This is a genomic window from Chitinophaga oryzae (genome assembly GCF_012516375.2).
GTDB lineage: Bacteria > Bacteroidota > Bacteroidia > Chitinophagales > Chitinophagaceae > Chitinophaga > Chitinophaga oryzae.
This window is the reverse complement of sequence record NZ_CP051204.2, coordinates 966,850-989,751: the sequence shown is the minus strand read 5'-3', so window position 1 is coordinate 989,751 and position 22,902 is coordinate 966,850. Positions and strand designations below refer to the sequence as shown.

Here is a 22,902-nt window from a genome sequence, read left to right as displayed (position 1 = left end):
TAACAATTAAAAACCACAAATTTGACGATGCAAGACATGGATGCGGACATGTTTACACCTATGATCAACTACATGAAATAAAGCAACGTTTTTAGTAAACAATTGATTTGCTAACAATGAACTTTGTGAGAATCGGCTCAATTTAGTATTACACTTTCCTACTTCAGATTTTGGTTCTCACGTGGAATTTTTCTTATAATACGTCGAATATATAACAATAAATTAGCTCAGACAAGTGTTCTTTTAACATTTCTCTAAATAAAAAAAATTTACGGGGCCATTCTTACAGTAATCCGCACTGGCGGGATAAAAAAGTATAATACTTTAGGGATAAAAAAGTACAAGCACGTGATCTTTTATGTATGTTTAACGTCTCAATTATCCGGGCCATGAAAGTATTCAACATTATCTTTTGTTTTCTTTTTATTGTTTTCGCGGGGCTGCAATACAATGACCCCGATCCCTATGTGTGGATGCCCATTTACCTGTTTTCCGCCGTATGTTGCGGGATGGCAGCGCGGCAGCGGTTCTATCCCCGTTTGTACCTGACGGGCATAGCCGTTTATTTCGTATATGCCATCTATTTATTCTTTACTAAAGACGGGGTGGTGGACTGGGTATCGCAGCACCAGGCAGAGAATATTGCACAGACCATGAAAGCCGAAAAACCATGGATAGAAGACACCCGTGAATTCTTCGGGTTATTTATATGTATCGTAGCTTTGGGCATCAATTATTTTTACGCCAAAAAGAAAAAACCATATGAGAAAGCAGGCTATTCATCCTGATCCCGAATATTTCAGCCGGTACATTGACCAGGTACCGGACGTTCCGCTGATGGAAGCCCTGGAGCAGTCGCTGCGCGACCTGCAGACGCTGGACAAAGACAAGCTGGCTGAACGGGGCGACTATGCCTATGCTCCGGGAAAGTGGACCGTCAAAGACGTGTTGCAGCATATTACTGATACTGAGCGGGTTTTTTCCTACCGGGCGCTCGTATTTGCGCGCAACGATAAAAACGCTACTCCCGGCTTCGACCAGGACCTGTATGCCGGCGAGGCCTTTACGGCACATCGTTCTTTTGAAGACGTGCTGCAGGAACTGGTGGCAGTCAGACAGTCCACCATTGCGTTCTTCCGCAGCCTTCCCGACGAAGCATTGCTGCGGACCGGCACCTCCTGGAAATACCAGATGTGTGTGCTGGCCATGGGCTTTACGATGGTAGGTCACCAGATACATCATCTCCGTATTCTCCACGAAAGATATCTATGAGGGTTAAGGACTAACATTTATGTTAGTCCTTAACAATTACATCTCCTCTTCTTTAATCTCCGCGCCCCATCTAGCTTTGCAGGCATAAAATCATTTTGTATGAAACGTCTGGAAAACAAGATAGCCCTGGTAACAGGAGGCAGCCGCGGCATGGGCGCCGCCATTGTGCAACAACTGGCAGATGAGGGAGCAACCGTAGCATTTACTTATAACAGGGGCGCAGACAAGGCGGCCGGCGTGGCGGACGCCCTGGCGCGTAAAGGCCAGCGCAGCCTGGCCATTGCGGCCGACAGTGCAGATCCTTCCGCAGTAGTGGCGGCAGTGGAAAAAACCGCAGCCGAGTTTGGCCGTATAGACATACTCGTTAACAATGCCGGCATTGCCGTGATGAAGCCGTTTGAAGATTACACGCTCGAAGAATACAATCAGACCATGGACATCAACGCCAGGGCGGTATTTGTAGGCACGCAGGCAGCAGCCAAACACATGGGCAGGGGCGCGCGTATTATCACGATCGGCAGCTGCATGGCAGACCGGGTGTCCGGACCATACGGCACGCTTTACGCCATGAGCAAGTCGGCGCTGACCGCCTTTAATAAAGGTCTTTCCCGGGATCTGGGCCCCAGGGGCATTACGGTCAACCTCGTACAACCCGGCCCTGTCGACACCGACATGAACCCTGCAAACGGTGAACATGCCGATGCACAAAGAAAAAATATTTCACTGGGAGAATATGGCAAGGTGGAAGATATCGCTTCACTGGTCACCTTCCTCGCCTCTCCGGAAAGCGGTTATATTACCGGCACCGCCATCACCATCGACGGCGGGACCAACAGTTAATAACGCTTTTCCCCTACCAGCAGGTAAAACATGTAGTCAGTCATAGGGGCGTCGGTAAAACCAAGGTGACGCCCCATGGTTACTACCTGTCCGCGGTGGTAAGTGGTGTGGTGCGTGATCTGTGACAGCATTTCGTAAGCCGGAATGTTGAAATCACCGGTGAACGGGATAGTAACGGGATAAGCCTGTTCCAGTTGTTCCGGTGTCATGGCACTGACCAGTTCCATCAGTTCTTCCGCCTGTTTTACGATTCCCTCCAGCACCTCCGCGACGGATTCTTTGCACTCCAACGGGCCAAAAGTGAGTGACGGATGTTCGCCGCGGAGGTTTTTTGTCCACCATGCGGAAGTGCTCCACATATGTTTCAGCGTTTCTTTAACAGATCCAAAGCTGGAAGTCACCGGCGCTTCCAGGAGGGCGGCGTTTTTCGTTTTCAACCATTCCACCAGGGTTTTATTGGCCCATAATTCATAGGCAGCAAAGCCTTTAGCGTAGTCAACCAGGTTTGTAGCAGGAGCAATAGCAGTGTTTATCATAGCGTTGTTTGTTTTGTAATACAAAGAAAACACCCCGAGGTGACAACCCTTTGTCAGCAGCTTTTTACTTTTCTGAAAAAAATTTGCAGTAATGAAAAATACATTTACCTTTGTTGTATATACAACAGTGGTAATTGTAATTATGAGACTGGAAGATGAAATAAAACAGGTAAAATTTGCTAACGACTATCAGCGGGCCATGTTAAATATCATGTTTACGGCTAACTGGCTGGAAGTGGGCATTTCACAGCTTTTGAAGAAGTATGACATGTCTTCCCAGCAATATAATGTACTGCGTATACTGCGGGGCAGCCGGCCTAAGCCGCTGAACCTGCTGGACATACAGGAGCGCATGATGGATAAGATGAGCAATGCTACCCGGCTGGTGGAGAAACTGCGCCAGAAGGGACTGTTGACGCGTATTCAGTGTCCGACCAACCGCCGTAAGGTAGAGATCGAAATCACCGATAAAGGCATGGAGGTACTGAAAGAGCTGGATCCTTCCATGGACCAGAATGATCAGTTGCTGGCCAAAAAGCTGACAACAGACGAAGTGAAGTTATTGGGCGACATGCTCGACAGGCTGAGAGACTAAACTGAGATGATATAAGCATCGCCGGATCTCCTTGCGGAGATTATTTTTTACCCAAACAATTGTATAGACAATATTTGTTTACACCTACATAGTTTACTACCTAAACACTATAACAATAAAAACACCCTTTATGTTAAAGCGCTTATTGCAAACAGACGATAGCATTACTTCGTTTATTATTCGTGTAACAGTGGCCATCGTTATGCTGCCGCATGGTTTACAGAAACTTCTCGGCATGTTTGGCGGTCATGGCTTCAAAGCCACGATGAACTTTTTTACCTCCAGCGGCACCCCGGCTTTCCTTGCGTTCCTGGTAATTATCTCGGAAAGCATCGGTTCCCTGTTGATCCTGTTTGGTTTCACCACCCGCCTGTGGGCGCTGATGCTGACCATCATCATGGTGGTAGCCGCTTCCATGCACACCGGAAATGGTTTCTTTATGAACTGGGGCGGCACACAGGCTGGCGAAGGTTTTGAATTCCATATCCTGACACTGGGTATCCTGGTGGCGCTGCTGATCAAAGGCGCAGGCCGCTGGTCTGTAGACCGTCAACTGACTAAATAATTCTGATTTCTTTTCATACAACAACAAACAATAAAACATGAAGAAAGCGTTTTTTTCTACCGTCCTCCTGGTATTGGCCAGCATTGCCTCTTTTGCACAGGTAAATTGGAATGCCGATCCGGCCCATACAGCCATCATTTTCAGCGTGAAGCACCTCGGCATCAACTATGTGCAGGGGCATTTCGCTAAATTCACCGGCACCGTTGAAACCGCCGACAGCACTAACTTCCAGAACGCCAAAGTAGATTTCACCGCCGACGTGAACAGCATCAACACCGGCATTGAGCAACGTGACGGCCACCTGAAAAGCGATGACTTCTTCAACGCCGCACAGTTTCCCGATATCAAGGTAAAAAGCGTGTCTTTCAAAAAAGTGACCGGCAACAAATACATCATGCTGGCTGACGTGACCATCCGCAACACGACCAAACGTGTACCCTTCGACGTTACTTACAATGGTGTGGTAAGAGACCCATGGGGCCTGTGGAGAGCAGGTTTCACCGCCAAAGCCACTATCAACCGTCTGGACTTCGGCGTGAAATACGCAGACAAGCTGCCTTCCGGCGTATATGCAGTAGCTCCGGCTGTTGATATCCTGGTAAACGCAGAAATCGTTAAAAAATAGAAATTTCAAAATTTTATAAAATAAAAAACGGAGACCAAAGCGGGTTTAAACTGCTTTGGTCTCCGTTCTTTTTGATCCCCGACATACCAAAATCGTAAATCATAAAATCTCCAAATATTCATAGATTTGTCTGTATCCTTAAAACCCGTTCTACATGGCCATTGGCAGCATTTTCCTCGGCGCAGTCAAAAAATACAACCAACAGCAGATTGAAACCAGGTTCACCCTGGTCATTCTTCCCCTGAAACCGTTATACTCCATGGTGATCGTGGGTAAGCAGGGACAGGAAAGAGAAGGTTTCCGGATCAAACTGAACCGGCAAAGCGTTGTTGCCGGATACCTGCGTTCCCCGCTGATCGTGGGCAGCATTGCGGCTATCCTCATAGCGGGCGACCGGCCAGGCCAGGTATCTGTCGCTATTGCGGTTATCCTTACACTGGCGGCCTTGTATATGGTCCTGTTTTATGGCCGTTCACGTCCGGAGGAACAGGAAGAGCGGGCGCTGATGGAGGAGCTGACCGGCATTGCCGCCATGGCCGGATGGTTTGACGAAGAGAGTTGCCAGGTACAGTATGATGCCATGGAGGAAGCCTACAAAGACAACTACGGCGGCAATAACTGGAAGAACGACCTTCACAACAACAATATTAACTTCCAGAAGATACCGCTGCTCTATGGCATGGCGCTTCTGAACGCCGAACTGCATCCTTCTGCTGAAAGCCGCGCCATGCGCAATAAAGCGCAGATGCTCTACCGCAGCATGAAAAAAGTGTATGGGTGAGCGTTATTACTTCTTTTTCTTCTTTTTCTTGCCCAGTTTTGCCATTTCTTCATGATGCTGGTCAATGAGCAGCTGCCAGTTATCATTGGGCGCTTCTTCCGAAAAGCGGATGGTATCTTCGTAGTCTCCTTTATTGATTTTCATTTCCGTGATTTCCTTACCCAGGAATTTCTGGATAGCGTCCAGCAGCGGTTTTTCTTCAGTGCTGCAGAAAGATACCGCACGGCCTTTCTGTACGCCGCGGCCGGTACGGCCTACGCGGTGCACATAATTCTCCGGCACGTCCGGCAGGTCGTAGTTAACGACGTAGTCCACATTGGGGATATCAATACCGCGGGCGTTCACATCGGTCGTTACCAGTAAACGCGCATCGCCTTTTTTGAATTCTTCCATTACCTGCAGGCGGTCATCCTGTTCTTTGCCGCCGTGCATGGCGAGGGCTTTGATTTCCACGCGGGCCATGGCGGCCACTACTCTTTCTGCGCGTACTTTCGTCCGTACGAACACCAGTATTTTTTTGTCCGGGAATTCCCGAACCAGCCGTTCGAGGAAAAAGCGTTTATCGTCCATTTCCACGTAGGCTACGGAGTGGGTCACGTTTTTAGACACCGGGTCATCGGGAGAGATCTGTATACGGATAGGGTTGTTGACCACGGAGTAAGCGAGGTCTTTAATGTCTTTATCGAGAGTAGCGGAGAAAAACAGCGTTTGGTGCTGGCGGGGAATGCGTTTGATCACATCGCGGATATCGCGGATAAAGCCCAGGTCCAGCATATGGTCTGCTTCATCGAGGATCAGGATTTGTACTTTGCTGAGGTCCAGGTGCTCCTGGTTCAGCTGGTCAAACATACGGCCGGGGGTGGCGATGAGCACATCCACGCCCTTTTCCAGGTATTTGATCTGCGGTCCCTGGTCTACGCCGCCTACGAGGGCGAGGATACGGAGTTCCGTATACTGGCCGATCTGCTGGAACACTTCGGCGATTTGTATGGCCAGTTCGCGGGTAGGCACCATTACCAGGCATTTCACCTCATATTTGTCTTTCCGGTAGCGGCGGTCCTGTTGCTGGAGCCGGTGCAGTACCGGAATGGCAAAAGCGGCCGTTTTGCCCGTACCTGTCTGGGCAATGGCCATTACATCGTCTCCCTTCAGAATAGAGGGGATGGCTTTGAACTGAATGTCCGTAGGACGTTTAAAGCCCAGTTCAGCCAGGCTATCCTTAATTTCAGGAGATATATTGTATTGTTCAAATTTCATTTACGCTGGTTATCTCCGGCGAAATTACGAATTACGAATCACGAATTACGAATTGAGGGCCTCCTTTTAGAAAGGTTGCTTAATAACCGCTCTACAAAGAAGCCCTCAATTCGTAATTCGTAATCCGTATTCGTAATTGATTCAGGATTTGACCAATTGTATTTCCATGTTGAGTTTTACCTCGTCGCTGAGGACAATGCCGCCGGCTTCGGTGGTGGCATTCCAGCGCAGGCCGTAGTCAGTGCGGTGAAGGCGGCCTTTCAGGGCAAAGCCGGCCTTCTGCTGGCCCCAGGGGTCGACGGTGATACCGCTGTGTTCCACATCCAGTTCAATTGGGTGGGTTTGCCCCTTAATAGTGAGATTTCCCGTCAGTTTATATTTTTCGTCATCTATCTTTTTCACTTTGGTAGAGACGAAGCTGATTTTCGGGTGGTTGGTGGAGTCGAAAAACTCGCCGTTGCGCAGGTGTTCGTCTCTTTGTGCGTTCTGTGTGTCGATACTGTCAGCTGCTGCTTCGAAGGAGATCGTTGCGTCGTGAAAATCCTCGCTTTCTGTCTGGATACTACCGGAGAAGCGGGTAAAGTAGCCGCTTACGTTAGTGATCATGAGATGTTTTACTTTGAATCCTATTTCGCTGTGTGATTCATCAATTTTCCAGTTAGTCATAGCACATTGTTTTTTTATGTTTTCAAAGACCTGACAAATTTAGTTCCCGTCTTTCTTTTATGCATTGGATTAAATACCGGAAATGATGGACATTTTGCCTTCAGGGGATAATTTAACTTTTCGAATTTTAACATAATATCTACATATGCGTTAAATTTAGTCACAACTATGCCGCTATGCCTTTTACGATCTCTCATATAGCCATTGTTTTGCCGCTTGCCTGCAGACAGCGACCCTTCTTTTCCATGACCGGCCTGATGATAGGCGCCATGGTACCTGACTTTTTCTATTTTTTATTGTTTGACCCTTATTTTGATGACGGCCATGAATGGTGGGGCATTTTCGTATATGACGTGCCGCTTGCGCTGCTGTTGGCCTTCTTATATCATGAAGCGGCCAAACCTGCGCTGATCCGTTATCTGCCGGTATGGGCCGCAGCGCGGCTGCATTATTTCCGGTATTTCCACTGGGGCAGTTATTTCCGGAAAAATTATGGGGTTGTGATATTGTCTGTCATTGCCGGTACGCTTACGCATTTTTTCCTGGATGCTTTTACGCATGGGCCAGGGTATTTTGTGCAGTTATTTTCTTTTTTACAGGGTGACGTGATGGTTTTCGGTTCACCGATGGAGACCTGGTACCTGCTGCAATACCTCACTTCCGCGGTGGGATTGCTGTTATTGTTCTGGTTTTTCCTGCGGTTGCCGCGTCCTTTCCTGCCGAGGGAGGTACAGGGGCGCCATAAGCCCGTTTTCTGGCTGCTGATGATTGTTGCCGCCAGCGCGATCCTACTGTTTTACCGGCAGCAGCCGCATGTTTTCAGGAAAAGCATCGATTATCTTGCCATTGTGATGGGCGCTCTTTTTTATGGATTCTTTGCCGTAGTATTGGGGCAAAAACTAACGAGGTTATGACCAGGTACGTTGCATTCCTGCGGGCCGTCAATGTAGGTGGCCGACAGGTAAAAATGGAGGTATTACGGGCGCTGTTTGAGCAGGCGGGTTTTAAAAATGTGAAGACCTATATCCAAAGCGGCAATGTTATCTTCGATGCCGCCGGTAAAGGTGCAGCGCTGGAACCTGAAATAGAGCGGTTGCTGGCCAAAAACCTGGGTTTTGAGGTGCCGGCCTGTATCCGGAGCGTGGCCGACCTACAGGCAGTGCTGAACAACAATCCTTATCCTGGTATTGTTCCGGACAAAGACCTGCAGATATATATTGCTTTTCTGCAAACGCTGCCGGGTGATAAGGCCGCGGCGGTGCTGGAGACCATGCAAAGCGACATAGAGACCTACCGGATGAACGGGAAAGAGGTATATGTGCTGATGAAAAAGAATATGGGCGCACCACCTTTCTCCAACAACTATCTCGAAAAGAAGCTGGGCCTTGTGGCCACTACCCGCAATTTAGCGACTGTGCAGAAAGTTTCAGTATTTTGATATTGGGTTATTGGGCTATTGGGGGGCTGTCTATAGGAAACAGCCCTCAATAACCAAATTTTAAAATTTCCACGCCATCTGTAAGTTTTTTTGCTTCCGCAGCAACTAATATCCCCAAACAGCTGCTGTTCATGAACCAGGAAACATTTTTAGGTCTGCTGCGGCAGCATGAGGGCATTCTTCATAAGATATGCCGTTTGTACCGCGACACGCCGGAAGACAGGGAAGACCTTTTTCAGGAAATCGTTTACCAGCTCTGGAAGTCGTATCCATCCTTCCAGGGCCAGGCGAAGCTATCTTCCTGGATCTACCGGATTGCGCTGAATACGGCGCTGGCGTCCTTTCGTAAAAAGAGTCCCCGGGTGAGTTATCCGGATACGCTGCCCGATCATGTGGCCGTTCCTGCCCCGGCGCTGACGGAGCAGCAGGAGCAGTTGTTCCAGGCGCTGCAGCAACTCTCCGATGCAGAGAAAGCCATTATCACCCTTTACCTCGAGGACCTTACCTATCAGGAGATTGCCGCTATTACCGGCATTGACGTGAATTATGTAGGCGTAAAGCTCAATCGTATCAAAACCAAACTAAAGACCATTCTAAAATCATGACCCATGACAAATGATCCATTAAAAGCCGCCTGGCAACAGGCAAAACTACCGGCGCATAGCGATCTTTCCGCGCTGCTGCGTACCAGGGGCGGGCACCCCGTCATGTCCCGCATCCGCCGGCAGCTGATACTGGAGAGCGGTTGCTATGTCCTGTTCCTGCTGGCATATTATGATTTTTTTGACGGCCATACCAGGCCGCTGTACCTGAACATTATACTGGTACTGTCGGTGGCCTGCATGCTGGTGCAGCATATCAATGGTTACCTGCTGGCGGCAGGCCGGCTGAAAGCGCCGGACATCTTACAATCCCTGCAGCTGAAAGTGCGGCAACTTCAGCAATATGCCTGGCTATCGGTAGGGTCAAGGGTACTGGGCTGGGGCGGCATACTGTTGTTTTTTTGCAGCGGCATCAACTGGACCACGCCCAAATACTGGCTGCTGGCCGGCATCACCATCGCGATAGTCATACAAATGGTACTGTTGTGGCAATTGTGGCAACGGCGGATCAACCGGATCAACGATACCCTGCTGGCGCTGAAGGAGTGAGTCAGCGGGGTGCGAACAGGTCTGCGTCCGGCCATACCAGCTGCCGGTCGTTAACGATCTGCCATACCAGCCCGTCGAGATCATTGAAAAAAGATCTATCCGTGCGGGTATTGCAGAGTACCACCCAGTTAAACCCGTTGGCCGCACGTACGATTTCGCTGGCGGTACCGGGCAGGGATCCGGCATGCCACCAGTTGTTCCACGCATTCACGGCCCATCCGAGCGCATAGCCGGCATTGGCGTGTGAGCCGGTAGTCATGGCTTTGACGGCAGCCGGGGACAAGATATCCGGGCGGGAGGCAAAACCGTCCACAGCGGTGAGAAAACGGGCCAGGTCGGTGGCCGATGCTATCCAGCCGCCATGGGCGTCCATTCTGGAGAGGTTAAAATTGTAGGGACCCTGGCCGAGCTGCCCGTAGTACACCACTTCTCCGGGCTTCCTGTCTGACAGCGTGTTGCCGCCGATCTCCATATGCCGGATACCAGCGGGCTGTAACACTGCTTCCTGCACATAGGCGGCGTAGCTTTTGCCTGATACCTTCTCTATAATACGTCCAAGGATACAGTATCCGAAATTGGAGTAGGCGTATACCGTGCCGGGATCGTTTTCCAGCGGCTGCTGGTCAATCGTGCGGGCCAGTAAAGTAGCTGCCGGCCATTCCGGGTGGCTGAACATGGGATCGTTGGCGTTGTTGGACCATCCGCCGGCGGTATGCTGCAGCAGGTGTTCTACTGTAACAGCCTGTAGCCGGCTGCTATAGGGCTTGCTGCCATAGACATTGCCCAGCAGGCAGCCGGGGCCGAATACCTTATCCTGCAGGGAAATTTTTTTAGCCTCAACCAGTTTCAGTATAGCCACTGCCGTTATACTTTTAGAAACACTGGCGATACGGAAACGGCTGTCTGCCGTCACTTGTTCGCCGGTGCTGCGGTTGGCCGTACCAAACCCTTTGGCGTATACCAGTTTACCGTTGCGGGTAATGGCGACAGCCATCCCCGGCACCTGGTACTGCGTCATAAAAGCCCGGATGACATTGTCAGCTTTCGGCAGGGAAGAAGTTGATACCGCACTGTTTGCCGCAGGTGCCGCGGTGTCCGCAGAATGTGGCCTGACGAACGCTGTACAGTCGTTCCCGGCTGTCGCTGCGGCCTTTACCGGTGGGTATATCGAGAGGCCTGCGGCCAATACTATGCAACCAAACATCTTTTCTTTTTATTATACCAAGATAATGAAAGCGGGATGTATGGTTAAATTTAGTTTATGATTCCTGCTGCGATGCGGATGGGCTATTATCGCGGAGACGAATATTGTATCTTGGAGGGCAGATTCAAAAATCATAAAAGATATGAAACGTATCCTTGTTTTATTGCTGGGAGGAAGTCTTTTCGGGATTCACAGCAACGCCCAACAGAAAACGGATGTACAGGCCCACCGCGGGGGCATGGGACTGATGCCGGAAAACACAATTCCGGCCATGCTCAATGCGGTTAAACTGGGCGCCCGTACGCTGGAACTGGACTGTATCATCACGGCAGACAATAAGGTGGTGGTATCACACGATGCTTACATGTCGGCAGAATTTATGCGGAAGCCGGACGGCAGCGATATCACCAAAGCAGAACAGAAAAAACTGGCGCTGTTTTCCATGACTTACGACAGTATCCGTAAGTATGATGCCGGCACCAAACCGCATCCCCGGTTTCCGCAGCAGCAAAAAATGAATGTACACCGTCCGTTGCTGGCCGATCTGATTGACAGCGTGGAGGCCTATGTAAAACAACATCGGCTGAAACCGGTGTATTACAACATGGAAACCAAGTCATCCCCGGATGGCGATGGCATATACAATCCTGCGCCGGACGTATTCGTTGAGCGGGTGATGGCAGTACTGCAGCAAAAAAAAATCACCAACCGGGTGACCATTCAGTCTTTCGACATCAGGACCTTGCAGGCCTTACATAAAAAATGGCCCAAACAGCAGACAGCGCTGCTCATCGGCAATCTGCAGTCCTTTGCGGCCAACATAGCTGAACTGGGTTTCGTACCTGATATCTACAGCCCTAATTTTAAGCTGGTGACAGCCGAACTGGTGAAAGAAGCGCACGCTAAAAAAGTAAAGGTACTGCCATGGACAGTAGATGAAGAAGCTGATCTGCAGCAGATGCTTTCGCTGGGCGTTGATGGTATCATCACCAACTATCCTGACCGGCTCATTAAAATCGCAGGCAGTTATCAACGCTGATTGTTTTCCCTCCGGGATGTCATCGACTACCCCACCGGACTCGTGTTGCTGGTGGTATCAACGCTGATTGTTTTCCTTCCGGAGCCCTGGGTTTCCAGGGATCCGGGGATTTCGGGGTTTCAGGGTTTCAGGATTTTGGCGCCTCGTTCTCCGACGCGGACGTCACCTGCCGGCCAGTTGTGGAGGCTGCACACATCGTTGGCTGCAAAACATTGGCTGGCCTCTTAGCCGGAGCTTCATTACGTTGGAATGCGGTTTTTCTTTGGCTGAAAAACATTGGCGGCATCCCCCTGAAGCAGACATTACCCACCTGACGGCATAGCGCTCCCATCCGGCCGCAAACAAAATGTACAAGAATGTTGTTATACCCACACATTGAACACCCAAGCCGGAGGCCATCTACCTGGTACCGGATGGCATTGAAAAACTGAGCCTATTCAGAAACCGATCATAAGAACCGGTAAACAATTCTCTTACATATATTTTTATCTACATATTATAGATATTCATCACAACAAATTGATAATCTGAAATTTAGATACCTTTGCAGCCAAATAAACAGGATATGAAAAGAATGTTAATGACCTCACGTTACTGGGTATACGCTTTGCTGGCCGTTACTTTTATGGCTTCCTGCGCCTCATCTAAGAAAAGCGCCAGTCCGCATGTATATATGACGAAACAGTACAAGGAACTGAAGAATGTACTGAACGAAGCGGAAGTAAGCATTATCAGAGACAGCCTGAAAGTAATTTTCCCCAACAACGTACTGTTCGCCTCTTCTTCTGATGAACTGAAACCTGAGATCAAACCTACATTTGAACATTTTGCCGATGTATTGAACAAATACAACAAAACCAAAATCCTCATAACAGGGCACACAGACAGCACCGGCTCTTCCGGCTATAACCGCGAGCTGTCAGAAAACCGTGCAAAACGCGCCAAAGACCTGCTCAGTGAGTTCAAGGTAAACGACGACCGTATGTTTACCTGGGGTCTGGCAGACCGTCATCCCATTGCCTCCAACAACACTGAAGAAGGTAAAGCTAAAAACAGGAGGGTGGAATTTGTGATCCTTTACGACGTAAAAGAATAAACGCTGTTTAATCGATAATCGGGGCCGCATCCGTATGGGTGCGGCCTTTTTCATGCGTTTGTGTGAAAGGCAAGAAACGGGTTTCCGCAGCAGTTGCAAAGCGCCAACTTTGACGGATAAATGAATCAGCTATGCATGTAGACAGTCAAACCGCCATCCTGTATTTCGGCACACCTGTGGTATTGATCAGCACTGTTAATGAAGACGGCAGTTACAATCTTGCGCCCATGTCATCCGCCTTCTGGCTGGGCTGGCGCTGCATGATCGGGCTGGGGAGCACCTCGCAGACCGCCCAAAACCTGTTACGCACCCGCGAATGCGTACTCAATCTTCCTTCTGTGGCCGAAGCTGCGGCAGTAGACCGCCTCGCGCTGACAACCGGCGCTGATCCCGTACCGGAGAAAAAACAGCAGCGGGGCTACCGGCATGTAAAAGAGAAATTTACCCTTGCCGGATTTACCCCCGTCGCTCCGGGAACCGTAACCGCCCCTCGGGCAGCAGAATGCCCTGTGCAGCTGGAAGCCACGGTTACGGCCGTACATAGCCTCGGTCAGGACGATCCGGCACAATACGGGCGTATTATCACTTTTGAACTGAAAATCCGCCAGGTATACCTCGACACAGCTATCCTGCTGGATGGAAGCCCGGACCGGGTAGACCCCGACAAATGGCGCCCGCTCATCATGAGTTTCCAGCATTTTTACGGACTGGGCGACAAAGTACACCCATCCGCGCTGGCACAGATACCGGAGCGCCTGTACAAATAACAAATAACACGGTACCGGTGCACCTGCGGTCTGTTGTATTATCTTGGCAGCACTACAGCAGACAACGCTACGGTTCCCTTTTCTACGGGGCAACAATATCTGCCAGCCGTCTGTTAAGTAAGTGATCCCTGATCATCTTTAAACACCTGGTCACCATGAAAAAACGATTGCTCCTACTGTTAATGCTACTGCCGGCTTTCAGCATCGCGCAACAAAATGATAAGCTTTTATATGGTTATGCCTACGGCATGATACATGATGGCGCTTTTGGTGGTGGTCTGGCCGGTAATGTGGAACTCTGGGACCTTGTCAACATCGGCCCTGCGGTAGAACTGACTTCCTTCGATGGCCATACCATGATCCCGGTATTTCTCGATCTCAAAATCAAATACCGGCTGGAGAACTGGTCCCCGTATGCATCGGGGCAGTTTGGCTACAACAATTACAATGTAAAAAAAGTACAGAATCTGACGGCTCCGTCCGGCATAGAGCAAATGACCACTTTCAATGAAACCGGCAAACATTTTTACGGGGTGGGCGCCGGTATCATCCGGCATTTCAACAAGTTCGGCGTATATGCCTCCTATTTATACCGTGGTTACACCTATAAATATCCCAGCGATATTAAGATCAATGATGAGATCGTGAACCTGGACAACAAACGGGTGAGTACCAACGTGTTCATTCTCGGCGTTACATTTTAATCAGTGGCAGGCTGTCAGCAGGCTGCAATTGACGCCAGATAGCAGTTTTAGTTTGTAGCATTGTGTGATTTTTGAAACCCACTTGTCTGGCCCGTTCAGGCAAGTTTAAAACTTCACCCAAAATCTTACCAATGAGACACACCAAAACCCTGGTTAAGTCAGCTATTGCCCTGCTGTTAACCATCACCATCCAGTATGGTTGTAAAAAAGCTGATCAACCTGCTGTAGCCCCGGAAAAACCTGTAGAGCAACTTGTTGAAGACCACCTTACCATCACACCGGAAAGGCAAAAGATCATCGACCTCTTCAACAAAAACAAAAATGCCAAAGGTGAAGCCACCGGCATGGTAGCAGCTGCCAGCTACCGCTCTTTTAACATCAACTATTACGGCACCGTGCCTAACGACATCAAAACACTGGTCAACGGAGAAATCGATCAACTGTACACCACCAGCACTACTTCCACTACCAAATCCAGGATGACCGGCGCGGTTATCAACGTGTATAACGCCCCGGGACAGGGAGACCTGTTTTACACTAACGGGAACGTCTATATCGTAAACTTCAGTGTTTACCGCAACGTACACACCGGTCCCGGCAACGTCATCTTCCACGAGCTGATCCACTATTTGCATGACAGGTGGATATCCGGCGGTTTCAACAATGCCACTATCTATAACCTGTGGCAGAACTGCCGCTACTCCAATGTTTACCCTGCAGGGTCTTATGTACTGAGCAATCAGGCTGAATATCTTGCGGTATCTGCAGAAGCCAAATACTGCAACACCAGCCGTCCTCCTTACAATGCCGGCACATTAGCCAGCTCCGATCCTAGCTGCAATAACTATCTGTCGTCTAATTTCTAAGCACACAGTTATTGGATGGTCCCCGCCGCGGCTCACAGGCAGCAGCCGTGGCGGGGGCTTTTTTTTACCGATTCAGCTGGCGGTCGCCGTTGCGCCCGGAAAAGCATCATGTATTGCGGTCTGTTTTCCGCGCAGCATGCCAGCATTAGAGAGAGAAAATGATCCGAGGCAAACGGACATACCTACCGGCGGCTATATTGCAGATTCACGGGGACCGGCGTTGGATCTTTGGCCTGGATAGCACTGGGGATAATATAACTCAGTCTTAAGCCAAAGTTTTCGTTTTTATGCAGGTACTCCAGCCGGAATTGATAAAACCCTTTTTTCAGCGGCAATATATAGGAGGAAGTCCGGTTGGCCGAAGAACCGGCCCATCGTATCAATAACTGGTCATTCAGATATAATCTGGAACCGGTATCAGCATCCAGCACAAAAATATAGTAGCCGTCTTCTTTGGTCTCCAGCCATCCGTCAATCAGCAGGGCATAGTTATTTTTGCGGGGAAGTTTTTCCGGGTTGAAAGCGCTGTCTGTGATGCCTGTTTGTTGCGGCGTTAGTCCCTTCAGTTGCTGAAATTGAGACGAATCCACTTCATAGTAGGCATAACGGAAGCCTCCCGGCCGTATACGGGCCGGTTTTGCCACCGGCTGCAAAGTTTTGCCTGCAGCAAAAACCCCTGATTTCATCTTATCATAACGGGCGCGGCGGGTGAACTGCTTTACGGTAACCGTAGCTGCCTCCGTAAGCAATATTTCCGGTTGTATTATCTCCGATGCCCTCGTAGGCTCTGCCCCATTTAGCGTATAATGCACATTGACTGTATCGCCGAAATACCATACCCGTACGGTATCGTTTTTCCGGATGATACCACTCCGCGGATGGAAGTCAATGCTTCCGTTCTGCCATCCGTAGGAGAACTTCAGTCCATCGTATATACTTTTCAGTCTCACAGAGCTATGTGTTTCGTCCGGATAAGCGATGTTTTTCCACATCAGACCGGCCGGGGCCATCTGTTGCAGGACAAGGTCCATGCTGTCGATTTTCATGACAGCGCCTTCCTTTCCTTCTCTGCCGCTGATGAACAACGTAGTATTTGAACCCGCCAACGCAGGCAGCTTACCGGGAGCCATCTTTTGGATATAACAGTTATCCCACCACAGGCTGGGGTCAACAGCAATGTAGGATTTAAATGCCTGCGGTGCATTTAAGAGCGCATTAACCACGAACAAGCCGCCCAATGAATGGCCCCACAATGTATTATCTCCATTGGATGGGTAATTTTTATTGATATGTGGTATCAGTTCATCTTTGATAAAAGCGAGGAAATTAGCCGCCCCACCGGAAGTATTCCAACCCTCTATGCGGGTAGGCGTGAGGTCTTTGTTACGGTCTATTCCCATAATGCTCACGATGATCATGGGCGGTATATAACGCTCGTCTTCCAGGAACCGGCGGACTTTCAGGATCAACCCCGTGTTCCAGTTACCTCCATCCAGTACATACAGCACGTCGTATTTATCTGCGCTACCGGGTTTATATGCCGGCGGGACAAATACCTGTATCAGTCTTTTTTCTTTTAAGACAGTGGAATTCAGCGAATCGAGTTTTCCGGTGTCAAATACTCTCCATACCGTGTCCTGGGCATGTATGACAGTTGGAGTAATAATCAATACTAAAATGAAAAAAAACAAAACCAGCTTACTTTTCATGTGGGTGGTGTTTACTGCCTGTTAAACCATGCTATCACCAACAGGACAGGCTGGCGGAAGTTCTGCCTGCCTTGTTCACTTAAACTTAAGCATAACTGTTCAATCCTTTATAAGATTTTTTCGTTTGTTTTCATCCGGAAATTTAAAACGTTACTTATACAGGCGTCCATCGCTGGCAAGGAAGACAAGTAGCCTGAGGCCCCAAAGCCATGATAGTGAAAGTAACATTCTACCTGCGCGACGAGCGGACGAGTGCCGCTACTTTCGCCGGTTAATTTTCCATCTGAGCATCAGCTCCACCTGCGGTACAGGCTTCATGTTCATACCGGTGGAATCTCTTGCCGTGTGCAGTACCGGAATGACCGTACGCAGGGCTGCCTGCCATCCGGCGTGGTCGTAATGGATTTCGCCTGTTAGCTGCCCCTGGAAGTGGCCGATGTTATTCCAGATCTTACTTTTCTCACCGTAAGTCGTTTTTTTAGTGTGAGTGCCTGTGGTATCGCGGTACTTTACCGTTTCAAGGATCGAAGCGGTATGACCATAGTAGCCCTGAATACCGGCACCTCCGAAGAAATTGCCGGCAATCCTATGATGATATGCCAGCGATACACTATAGCCATATGTTTGCAGGAGCGTGCGGGTAATCATGTCATTGGCACCCACCGGACTTACTTTGTCATAGTAGGGGTCATTACGGTACAGCTGCGTGGTCATCAGATTAAGGTCGAGGCTGAGGGCAGCGTTGTTCCACGTACGCTGCACTCTGACACCCGGGACCAGCAGCCGGTATACCTGGGCGTTACCATCAGGACCGTTGTACAAAGCCGGGTTGTTACCCAGTGGTACCGGAATTCGCCATTGCGCCATCAGTTGCCAGTATCCCGGGAAATGGGGCCGGGGAAGCGGTATACGGCGCTTGGTAAGCTGGTCCATGGTTTCGCGGCTGACCTTCAGCGAACTGTTAACGGTGCGATTAACAGGCCGGAAAAGTGGTTGCAGGGTCAGTCTGACAGGTAACCCAGGTTTTAGCATGGCGGTTGCGTCAGGGAGGTTAACGTCTGCCAGACCTATTACTGCAACAGGATGATCTCCCGGGCTTGCCGCCGGAAGACCGGTATTGTTTTCTCCGCTTCGCTGCTGGTCTGCGGATGGTAAAGTATTTTCCTGGTGCGTATCCGCTTTTATCATGCTGCCGGCAACCAGGGCAGCACTATCGGCGGCAGCTTTGGCGGCGCCTGCATCATGAGAAACCTTTCCGCCAGCAGGGATAATCGTTTTGGGTGCAGCTGCTTTCCCGGCTGACGGGAGCTTTAGCGCAATGGCTCCGGCAGCAGGAGGCTGTGAACTTTTAATCGTCCCGGCACCTGCCGGTGTATTCATTGCCGGCCTGCCCGCTGGCGTATTTGCGCCTGTGGACGCAGCCACTATTGTGCTGCTGCTGCCGGTAACCGCAGGCGTATCCCCGATTAAGTTACCGCTGGCGGTGGCCGGCGATGTTCCGGCACTATCGGCAGCGTTAACTGCCGGTGTTGTATTGTTAACCATCCATGCAGTATCCGGCCAGACAGCTGCGTTGGTGCGGTCCTTCAGCGAGTCTGTCGTCTTGCTGGTGCTATCGTTTTCAGAAACAGGGCTGGCTTCCTTCTCCGGAGTGGAAGCCGGACCGCGATGATTGATTTTATGTATGCCATATAGCACCACACCGGATACCACCAGGGCAGCGGCTGCATATTTAACAGCAGGCAGTATTTTATTGATAATACCAGTCGGACCAGGGGCGGCCTGTCCGCCGGCCAGGTGGGCCACAGGCATTACTTCATTCAGGCGCCGTTCCATGAGCTTCCAGCTGTCGTCAGCAGGAGGTATGGGAATGGGGACATTGCCATCGTCCCGGAAGTGTTGATGCAGGTTACTTTCACTCACGCGGGTATCATTTAAGGTAAAATTGCTCCAATATCGGTTTCAGTTTACTTCGTGTTTCACTCAGGTGCCACTTCACGGTTCCCTGGCTCTGTTGCAGCATTGTTGCTATTTCCTTTACCGGGAGCCCTTCCAGGTAAAACAACGAACATACAGCCCTGGTGGAGGGCGGCAACGCATCGAGCAGCTTGTAGATATCTTCCCCCTCCAGCTTGCTCAGAATATTGTTTTGCGTTACGGCTCCCTCTTCGTCAATTTCGTGGTGAGGCGGCCACTTACGGCTTCGTATTTTATCCAGCGCTGTATTTCTCACAACAGTATACACCCAGTTGAAGAGTTCTCCTTTGGCGGCGTCGTATTTATCCAGTTGTGTAAATACACGCAGCATACCATCATTCAATACCTCCACCGCTTCTTCATGCTGGCTGAAGAACTTCCTGCACAATAGGAATAGTGCCGGGTAAAACCTCCGGTATAATTTCTCCTGACTTCGCCTGTCGTTCGTCAGGCACTCACGTACCAATTGCTGTAAATCTTCCAAAGGGCAATCCTGTTACAGTAGAAATGTGGGTTACCAAAACGGGGAAAGTTGCTATAGACGGTGAGTCTTACAGCAACTATCGTTTTATCAGTTCTGTCTGCAAATGTAGAACAGAATCCTGTTTTCTAACTTGATAGCATATACGTTATCAGGCTAATTACTCCGTGCACTGTACGGACGGGAGTGCCGGAACGTATCTACCGGATGCCGGGGACTATCCACCGGAACCCTGGGGCTGTCTACCGGAATTTTCGGACTATCCACGGGCCAGTGAGGCCTGGTGGTATCACCCGGATGAGGAATGGAATCATGACGGGTGGTATCTCCGGGAAGACCAACAGAATCGCTTGCCAGCTTAGCCGCTTTTTGCGCTGCCAGCTCTTCGCGGGTCACCTGGCTCATATCTTTACTGCAACCAATCATGCAGCAAATACCCAGTACTACCGCTAAAAAACAAAGTGGAAGATATCTCATAGAAAAGTCGTTTACAAAGGTAAACGGCAGACATCATCGGAGAGGTTGGGTCAACACAGAAAAAAAATAAACGTAGATAAGTTGAGGCGCCGGTAATCACATCAGCTGGTAAATATATTCTTCTATCTCCGCCTGCCGGGCATTGGCAAAACCTTTGTCTGTCCCGATCCTGACAAAGCCGCATTTTTCGAGTACCTTCTGCGAACCCGGATTATCAAATGCCACGCGGCCGCGGACAGGCCGGGCAGGGTCCATGGCTAAAAGCGCTTTCAGCGCATGGGTGGCGATACCCTGCCCCCAGTACTTTTTATCAATCCAGTAGGTAACTTCCGCCTCTCCTTCTATTTCAAACCTGGCAATACTTCCCACGATAACATCATCCACCATGATCGTGCACATGTTGATCGTTGGGTCCTGAGCGTGCCTGGTGTATTTTTCAAGATAGGCCGCTTTGTCTGTCGGGTCCTTTGAAGTAAAGGCTGCCAGATGATTGGCTTCTTCATCGAGCTGGAAGAGGAAAAAAACTTCTAAATCAGCAACGACTGTTTTACGCAGTGTGATGTTAGGTGTGATCATAATACCATCAATGATAGTATTAAGGTACAATTTTTCCATAACAATGTCCAACATAAACAGACGTAATAAAATGGACAAAAGGAAGTGTTTTCCTTTTGTCCTTTACCAGTCCGGCTTGTACACACACGGCCTTTGAGGAACGTTTATCCTACAAACAATCCGGAAGACTCAGTAAGTTATTGGGGCTGTATGCATCAGGTTCAGTTTTGAGGTATTTCTGGTTGTTATGTAACGCGACGATAACATCTGCGTTCCGGCCGTTTACACTAACAAAAAACTGATGCGTGCCCTGTTCAATTGACTTGATGGCCTCATCAACCGTCAATTTCCAGCGAGTGCCATTACCGGTTGTCCCTCCGATATGGGTAATTCGTTCATGAGCGTCGTAGTAGCTGTCACGCTTGTTACTACAGGTAACTTGAAGTCTGGTCATAGTAAATAATTTATTGACCTGCAAAATGGGGTTTTTGATCACAAACAGTTTACGGGAAACCGCACTTCTGTTAAATTGAAGGGTCCACTATACAGAAAGCTATCACGCCATTATATTCAGGTTGATGAAACATCAGGCTTTGGCTTAACAGACCCGGAGCGGAATATTGACGATGAAGGATGACAATGCAGTTAATTTCCGGCAGCGTATAAAAATAAAAAACCCGCTCATAGAGCGGGTCCTTATTTCCGTCGGGGCGGCAAGATTCGAACTTGCGACCTCCTGCTCCCAAAGCAGGCGCGATAACCGGGCTACGCTACGCCCCGTTCCGACAGGATACCGTTTCCGGCAATTCGGGATGCAAATGTAGGTATAAATTTCACAAAACCAAATTCTCTGAAAAAAAATCCCGTCAGGCCTCCTTTCGCAGACAAGCGGCAATAGCGATGGCGGTGGCGATAATACCGGCATACGTACGCGTAGTATGCCACATGTTCCACGGCACGGCGAATTGTTCGCGTGCAGTCTGCAGCCGTTCCGCAGAAGCGCCGGATACCGTGACTTTCGCGAGGGCCTCGTTCAGTGGTATGTTGCAGACGAAAGTGATGCCCAGCACGCCAGCGATATACAACGCTGCTGCCATCCACAAAAGATTTCTTCTGCGGCCCTCTTGTTGTAAAGCAGCCAGTGGCAGTAATATGGCGGCGCCGAGGAACACGGAAATAAACACCGGGTTAACGATCACATCGTTGATAGCCTGCATAGCGGTGATATACGCTGCATCATTCAAACGGGCAAATGCCGGGTTAATGGAGACTTCAAATCCGAAAAATATACCGGACAGCAGGCCGGTGGTCAGCACTGCGAGCAGCAGCACCATCTGTTTTGCGTTCATGGGATGGATTGTTTATACCTCAAAGCTAGGGCAGGCAGGACTGATAAAATTGAACAAAACCGACAAGGGTCTATTTACTTCTCATGATTTCTTCTCCGGCTTCGTCGAGCAGCTTCTGGAACTGGTAGGGCGAGCAACCGGTAAATTCCTTAAAAGAACGGATAAAATGGGATTGGTCGGCATAATCGTTTTCAAAGGCGATGTCCGATAGTTTGCTGTAGTCGTTTCTTTTCAGCTGGTGCAGGGATGCCTGGTACTGGCATATCCGGGAAAATAATTTGGGGGTGATGCCCACCTGCTCTTTGAACCGCCTTTCAAAAGTGCGTTCTGTGAGCTGCAGCTTCTCCTGCAGGTCCCGGAGGGAGATGGCGCCGTTGTTAGCAGCTATCTGCGCCACGGCATAGTCCACCTGCGGGTCTGTTGACACGGCGTTACCGGTGATCCGTTTATGCAGCCAGGCAGAGAGGATGTCCACCTGCGTGGCGGAAGAACCGGCGGCAGCCAGTTGCTCCGGCAGCTGATGATGGCCGGGCAGCAACTGCACGTCCACACAATCGTTGGTCAGTTCACCTGCATTGAGGCCGAATACGGACTTCAGCCCGTTTGGCTGAAAAATGACGCCGGTAGCTTTGGCGGCCCCCAGCGACGCGATTTCCACGTTTTTGGTGGTCTGGCCATACAGGAACATTTCAGGCAATTTTTTACTTTCCCGGATGAAAGCGCCAACATCAGGGCGTTGAAAAATCAGGCCCGGACACCCATCCACCAGCGAGCCAAAGGCTTTGGCCAGCGCCTGCGGATCATCGCCTTCCAGCGTCCAGAAATAACGGATGTAAGCCTGCAGGTGTACAGGCGCCGGAATGAGTTCGTACCGGATATGAGTGTCTGCGGTCTTCATCTGCCTAAAATTACATAAAAACGGCCATCGCGCAGGTCCGCAGGAAAATTATCT

General features: G+C 49.8%; 29 protein-coding genes and 1 tRNA gene. 16 read left to right on the top strand and 14 right to left on the bottom strand.

What is annotated here, in order from left to right:
• Positions 1-389 precede the first annotated feature (389 nt).
• The 3 genes from HF324_RS04230 to HF324_RS04220 all read left to right on the top strand — a co-directional run bounded on the left by HF324_RS04230 (position 390) and on the right by HF324_RS04220 (position 2,112).
• A complete protein-coding gene (locus HF324_RS04230; RefSeq protein WP_168861970.1) occupies positions 390-788 on the top strand; it encodes a transmembrane 220 family protein in 399 nt (132 codons plus the stop codon).
• Positions 763-1,272 (top strand): DinB family protein, encoded by a 510-nt coding sequence (locus tag HF324_RS04225; RefSeq protein WP_168809837.1) that lies wholly within the window; start codon positions 763-765, stop codon positions 1,270-1,272. Before HF324_RS04230 ends, HF324_RS04225 begins: the two co-directional genes overlap by 26 nt.
• A 99-nt stretch (positions 1,273-1,371) precedes the next feature.
• A complete protein-coding gene (locus HF324_RS04220) occupies positions 1,372-2,112 on the top strand; it encodes a 3-oxoacyl-ACP reductase family protein (RefSeq protein ID WP_168809835.1) in 741 nt (246 codons plus the stop codon).
• Here the strand turns inward: HF324_RS04220 and HF324_RS04215 are convergent.
• Positions 2,109-2,648, bottom strand: a complete 540-nt coding sequence (locus tag HF324_RS04215; RefSeq protein WP_168809833.1) for a DinB family protein — start codon at positions 2,646-2,648, stop codon at positions 2,109-2,111. The two genes, HF324_RS04220 and HF324_RS04215, sit on opposite strands and share 4 nt — an antisense overlap.
• Before the next feature lie 91 nt (positions 2,649-2,739).
• Here HF324_RS04215 and HF324_RS04210 point away from each other — a divergent pair, with 91 nt between their 5' ends.
• The 4 genes from HF324_RS04210 (at position 2,740) to HF324_RS04195 (ending at position 5,214) form a co-directional block, all read left to right on the top strand.
• Complete coding sequence (locus HF324_RS04210) at positions 2,740-3,243, top strand: MarR family winged helix-turn-helix transcriptional regulator (protein ID WP_220101270.1); 504 nt, start codon at positions 2,740-2,742, stop codon at positions 3,241-3,243.
• A gap of 130 nt (positions 3,244-3,373) precedes the next feature.
• Positions 3,374-3,808 (top strand): DoxX family protein, encoded by a 435-nt coding sequence (locus tag HF324_RS04205; protein WP_168809831.1) that lies wholly within the window; start codon positions 3,374-3,376, stop codon positions 3,806-3,808.
• Between the two features lie 37 nt (positions 3,809-3,845).
• Positions 3,846-4,433, top strand: a complete 588-nt coding sequence (locus HF324_RS04200) for a YceI family protein (protein ID WP_168861969.1) — start codon at positions 3,846-3,848, stop codon at positions 4,431-4,433.
• Positions 4,434-4,587: 154 nt separating this feature from the next.
• Entirely contained in the window at positions 4,588-5,214 is a 627-nt protein-coding gene (locus HF324_RS04195; RefSeq protein WP_168861968.1) for a hypothetical protein, read from the top strand.
• Between the two features lie 6 nt (positions 5,215-5,220).
• Here HF324_RS04195 and HF324_RS04190 read toward each other — a convergent pair whose 3' ends face one another.
• Positions 5,221-6,471 carry a DEAD/DEAH box helicase gene (locus HF324_RS04190; RefSeq protein ID WP_168809826.1) on the bottom strand — a complete coding sequence of 417 codons (1,251 nt, stop codon included), beginning with the start codon at positions 6,469-6,471 and terminating at the stop codon, positions 5,221-5,223.
• A gap of 141 nt (positions 6,472-6,612) precedes the next feature.
• The gene (locus HF324_RS04185; RefSeq protein ID WP_168861967.1) at positions 6,613-7,137 is read right to left on the bottom strand and encodes a YceI family protein; all 525 of its coding nucleotides are present in this window, start codon (positions 7,135-7,137) and stop codon (positions 6,613-6,615) included.
• A gap of 176 nt (positions 7,138-7,313) precedes the next feature.
• Between HF324_RS04185 and HF324_RS04180 the strand changes: the two genes are divergently transcribed.
• The 4 genes from HF324_RS04180 to HF324_RS04165 all read left to right on the top strand — a co-directional run bounded on the left by HF324_RS04180 (position 7,314) and on the right by HF324_RS04165 (position 9,726).
• Positions 7,314-8,051, top strand: coding sequence for a DUF4184 family protein (locus HF324_RS04180; RefSeq protein WP_168861966.1), 738 nt, complete (start codon positions 7,314-7,316; stop codon positions 8,049-8,051).
• Entirely contained in the window at positions 8,048-8,575 is a 528-nt protein-coding gene (locus tag HF324_RS04175) for a DUF1697 domain-containing protein (protein ID WP_168809820.1), read from the top strand. Before HF324_RS04180 ends, HF324_RS04175 begins: the two co-directional genes overlap by 4 nt.
• A gap of 131 nt (positions 8,576-8,706) precedes the next feature.
• Positions 8,707-9,180: an RNA polymerase sigma factor gene (locus HF324_RS04170; protein ID WP_168809817.1), complete on the top strand. Its 474-nt coding sequence runs from the start codon at positions 8,707-8,709 to the stop codon at positions 9,178-9,180.
• 3 nt (positions 9,181-9,183) lie between these two features.
• Positions 9,184-9,726 carry a hypothetical protein gene (locus tag HF324_RS04165; RefSeq protein WP_168861965.1) on the top strand — a complete coding sequence of 181 codons (543 nt, stop codon included), beginning with the start codon at positions 9,184-9,186 and terminating at the stop codon, positions 9,724-9,726.
• A gap of 1 nt (position 9,727) precedes the next feature.
• Here HF324_RS04165 and HF324_RS04160 read toward each other — a convergent pair whose 3' ends face one another.
• Both HF324_RS04160 and HF324_RS04155 read right to left on the bottom strand, forming a co-directional pair.
• Complete coding sequence (locus HF324_RS04160; protein ID WP_168861964.1) at positions 9,728-10,744, bottom strand: serine hydrolase domain-containing protein; 1,017 nt, start codon at positions 10,742-10,744, stop codon at positions 9,728-9,730.
• 19 nt (positions 10,745-10,763) lie between these two features.
• Positions 10,764-10,922 carry a hypothetical protein gene (locus tag HF324_RS04155; protein WP_168809812.1) on the bottom strand — a complete coding sequence of 53 codons (159 nt, stop codon included), beginning with the start codon at positions 10,920-10,922 and terminating at the stop codon, positions 10,764-10,766.
• A 150-nt stretch (positions 10,923-11,072) separates the two neighbouring features.
• Here HF324_RS04155 and HF324_RS04150 point away from each other — a divergent pair, with 150 nt between their 5' ends.
• From HF324_RS04150 to HF324_RS04130, 5 genes are all read left to right on the top strand, one after another.
• On the top strand, positions 11,073-11,969 hold the full coding sequence (locus tag HF324_RS04150; RefSeq protein ID WP_168861963.1) for a glycerophosphodiester phosphodiesterase family protein: 897 nt from the start codon (positions 11,073-11,075) through the stop codon (positions 11,967-11,969).
• A gap of 565 nt (positions 11,970-12,534) precedes the next feature.
• Positions 12,535-13,065, top strand: a complete 531-nt coding sequence (locus HF324_RS04145) for an OmpA family protein (protein ID WP_168861962.1) — start codon at positions 12,535-12,537, stop codon at positions 13,063-13,065.
• 131 nt (positions 13,066-13,196) lie between these two features.
• Positions 13,197-13,832: a flavin reductase family protein gene (locus tag HF324_RS04140; RefSeq protein WP_168861961.1), complete on the top strand. Its 636-nt coding sequence runs from the start codon at positions 13,197-13,199 to the stop codon at positions 13,830-13,832.
• Between the two features lie 155 nt (positions 13,833-13,987).
• A complete protein-coding gene (locus HF324_RS04135) occupies positions 13,988-14,536 on the top strand; it encodes a hypothetical protein (protein WP_168809804.1) in 549 nt (182 codons plus the stop codon).
• A 131-nt stretch (positions 14,537-14,667) separates the two neighbouring features.
• Positions 14,668-15,402, top strand: a complete 735-nt coding sequence (locus HF324_RS04130) for a hypothetical protein (RefSeq protein WP_168861960.1) — start codon at positions 14,668-14,670, stop codon at positions 15,400-15,402.
• A 182-nt stretch (positions 15,403-15,584) separates the two neighbouring features.
• Here the strand turns inward: HF324_RS04130 and HF324_RS04125 are convergent, their stop codons facing one another.
• The 9 genes from HF324_RS04125 to HF324_RS04085 all read right to left on the bottom strand — a co-directional run bounded on the left by HF324_RS04125 (position 15,585) and on the right by HF324_RS04085 (position 22,848).
• Entirely contained in the window at positions 15,585-17,111 is a 1,527-nt protein-coding gene (locus HF324_RS04125) for an alpha/beta hydrolase-fold protein (protein ID WP_168861959.1), read from the bottom strand.
• Positions 17,112-17,369: 258 nt separating this feature from the next.
• On the bottom strand, positions 17,370-19,034 hold the full coding sequence (locus HF324_RS04120; RefSeq protein ID WP_168861958.1) for a hypothetical protein: 1,665 nt from the start codon (positions 19,032-19,034) through the stop codon (positions 17,370-17,372).
• A 7-nt stretch (positions 19,035-19,041) separates the two neighbouring features.
• Positions 19,042-19,572 carry an RNA polymerase sigma factor gene (locus HF324_RS04115; RefSeq protein ID WP_168861957.1) on the bottom strand — a complete coding sequence of 177 codons (531 nt, stop codon included), beginning with the start codon at positions 19,570-19,572 and terminating at the stop codon, positions 19,042-19,044.
• A 153-nt stretch (positions 19,573-19,725) separates the two neighbouring features.
• Complete coding sequence (locus HF324_RS04110; RefSeq protein WP_168809795.1) at positions 19,726-20,046, bottom strand: hypothetical protein; 321 nt, start codon at positions 20,044-20,046, stop codon at positions 19,726-19,728.
• A gap of 96 nt (positions 20,047-20,142) precedes the next feature.
• Entirely contained in the window at positions 20,143-20,676 is a 534-nt protein-coding gene (locus HF324_RS04105; RefSeq protein WP_246269408.1) for a GNAT family N-acetyltransferase, read from the bottom strand.
• Between the two features lie 94 nt (positions 20,677-20,770).
• Entirely contained in the window at positions 20,771-21,055 is a 285-nt protein-coding gene (locus tag HF324_RS04100) for a DUF3892 domain-containing protein (RefSeq protein WP_168861956.1), read from the bottom strand.
• Between the two features lie 251 nt (positions 21,056-21,306).
• Positions 21,307-21,381 (bottom strand) — tRNA-Pro (locus tag HF324_RS04095).
• A gap of 86 nt (positions 21,382-21,467) precedes the next feature.
• Complete coding sequence (locus HF324_RS04090; protein ID WP_168861955.1) at positions 21,468-21,950, bottom strand: anthrone oxygenase family protein; 483 nt, start codon at positions 21,948-21,950, stop codon at positions 21,468-21,470.
• Between the two features lie 70 nt (positions 21,951-22,020).
• Positions 22,021-22,848 carry a helix-turn-helix domain-containing protein gene (locus tag HF324_RS04085; protein ID WP_220100670.1) on the bottom strand — a complete coding sequence of 276 codons (828 nt, stop codon included), beginning with the start codon at positions 22,846-22,848 and terminating at the stop codon, positions 22,021-22,023.
• Positions 22,849-22,902: the final 54 nt, after the last annotated feature.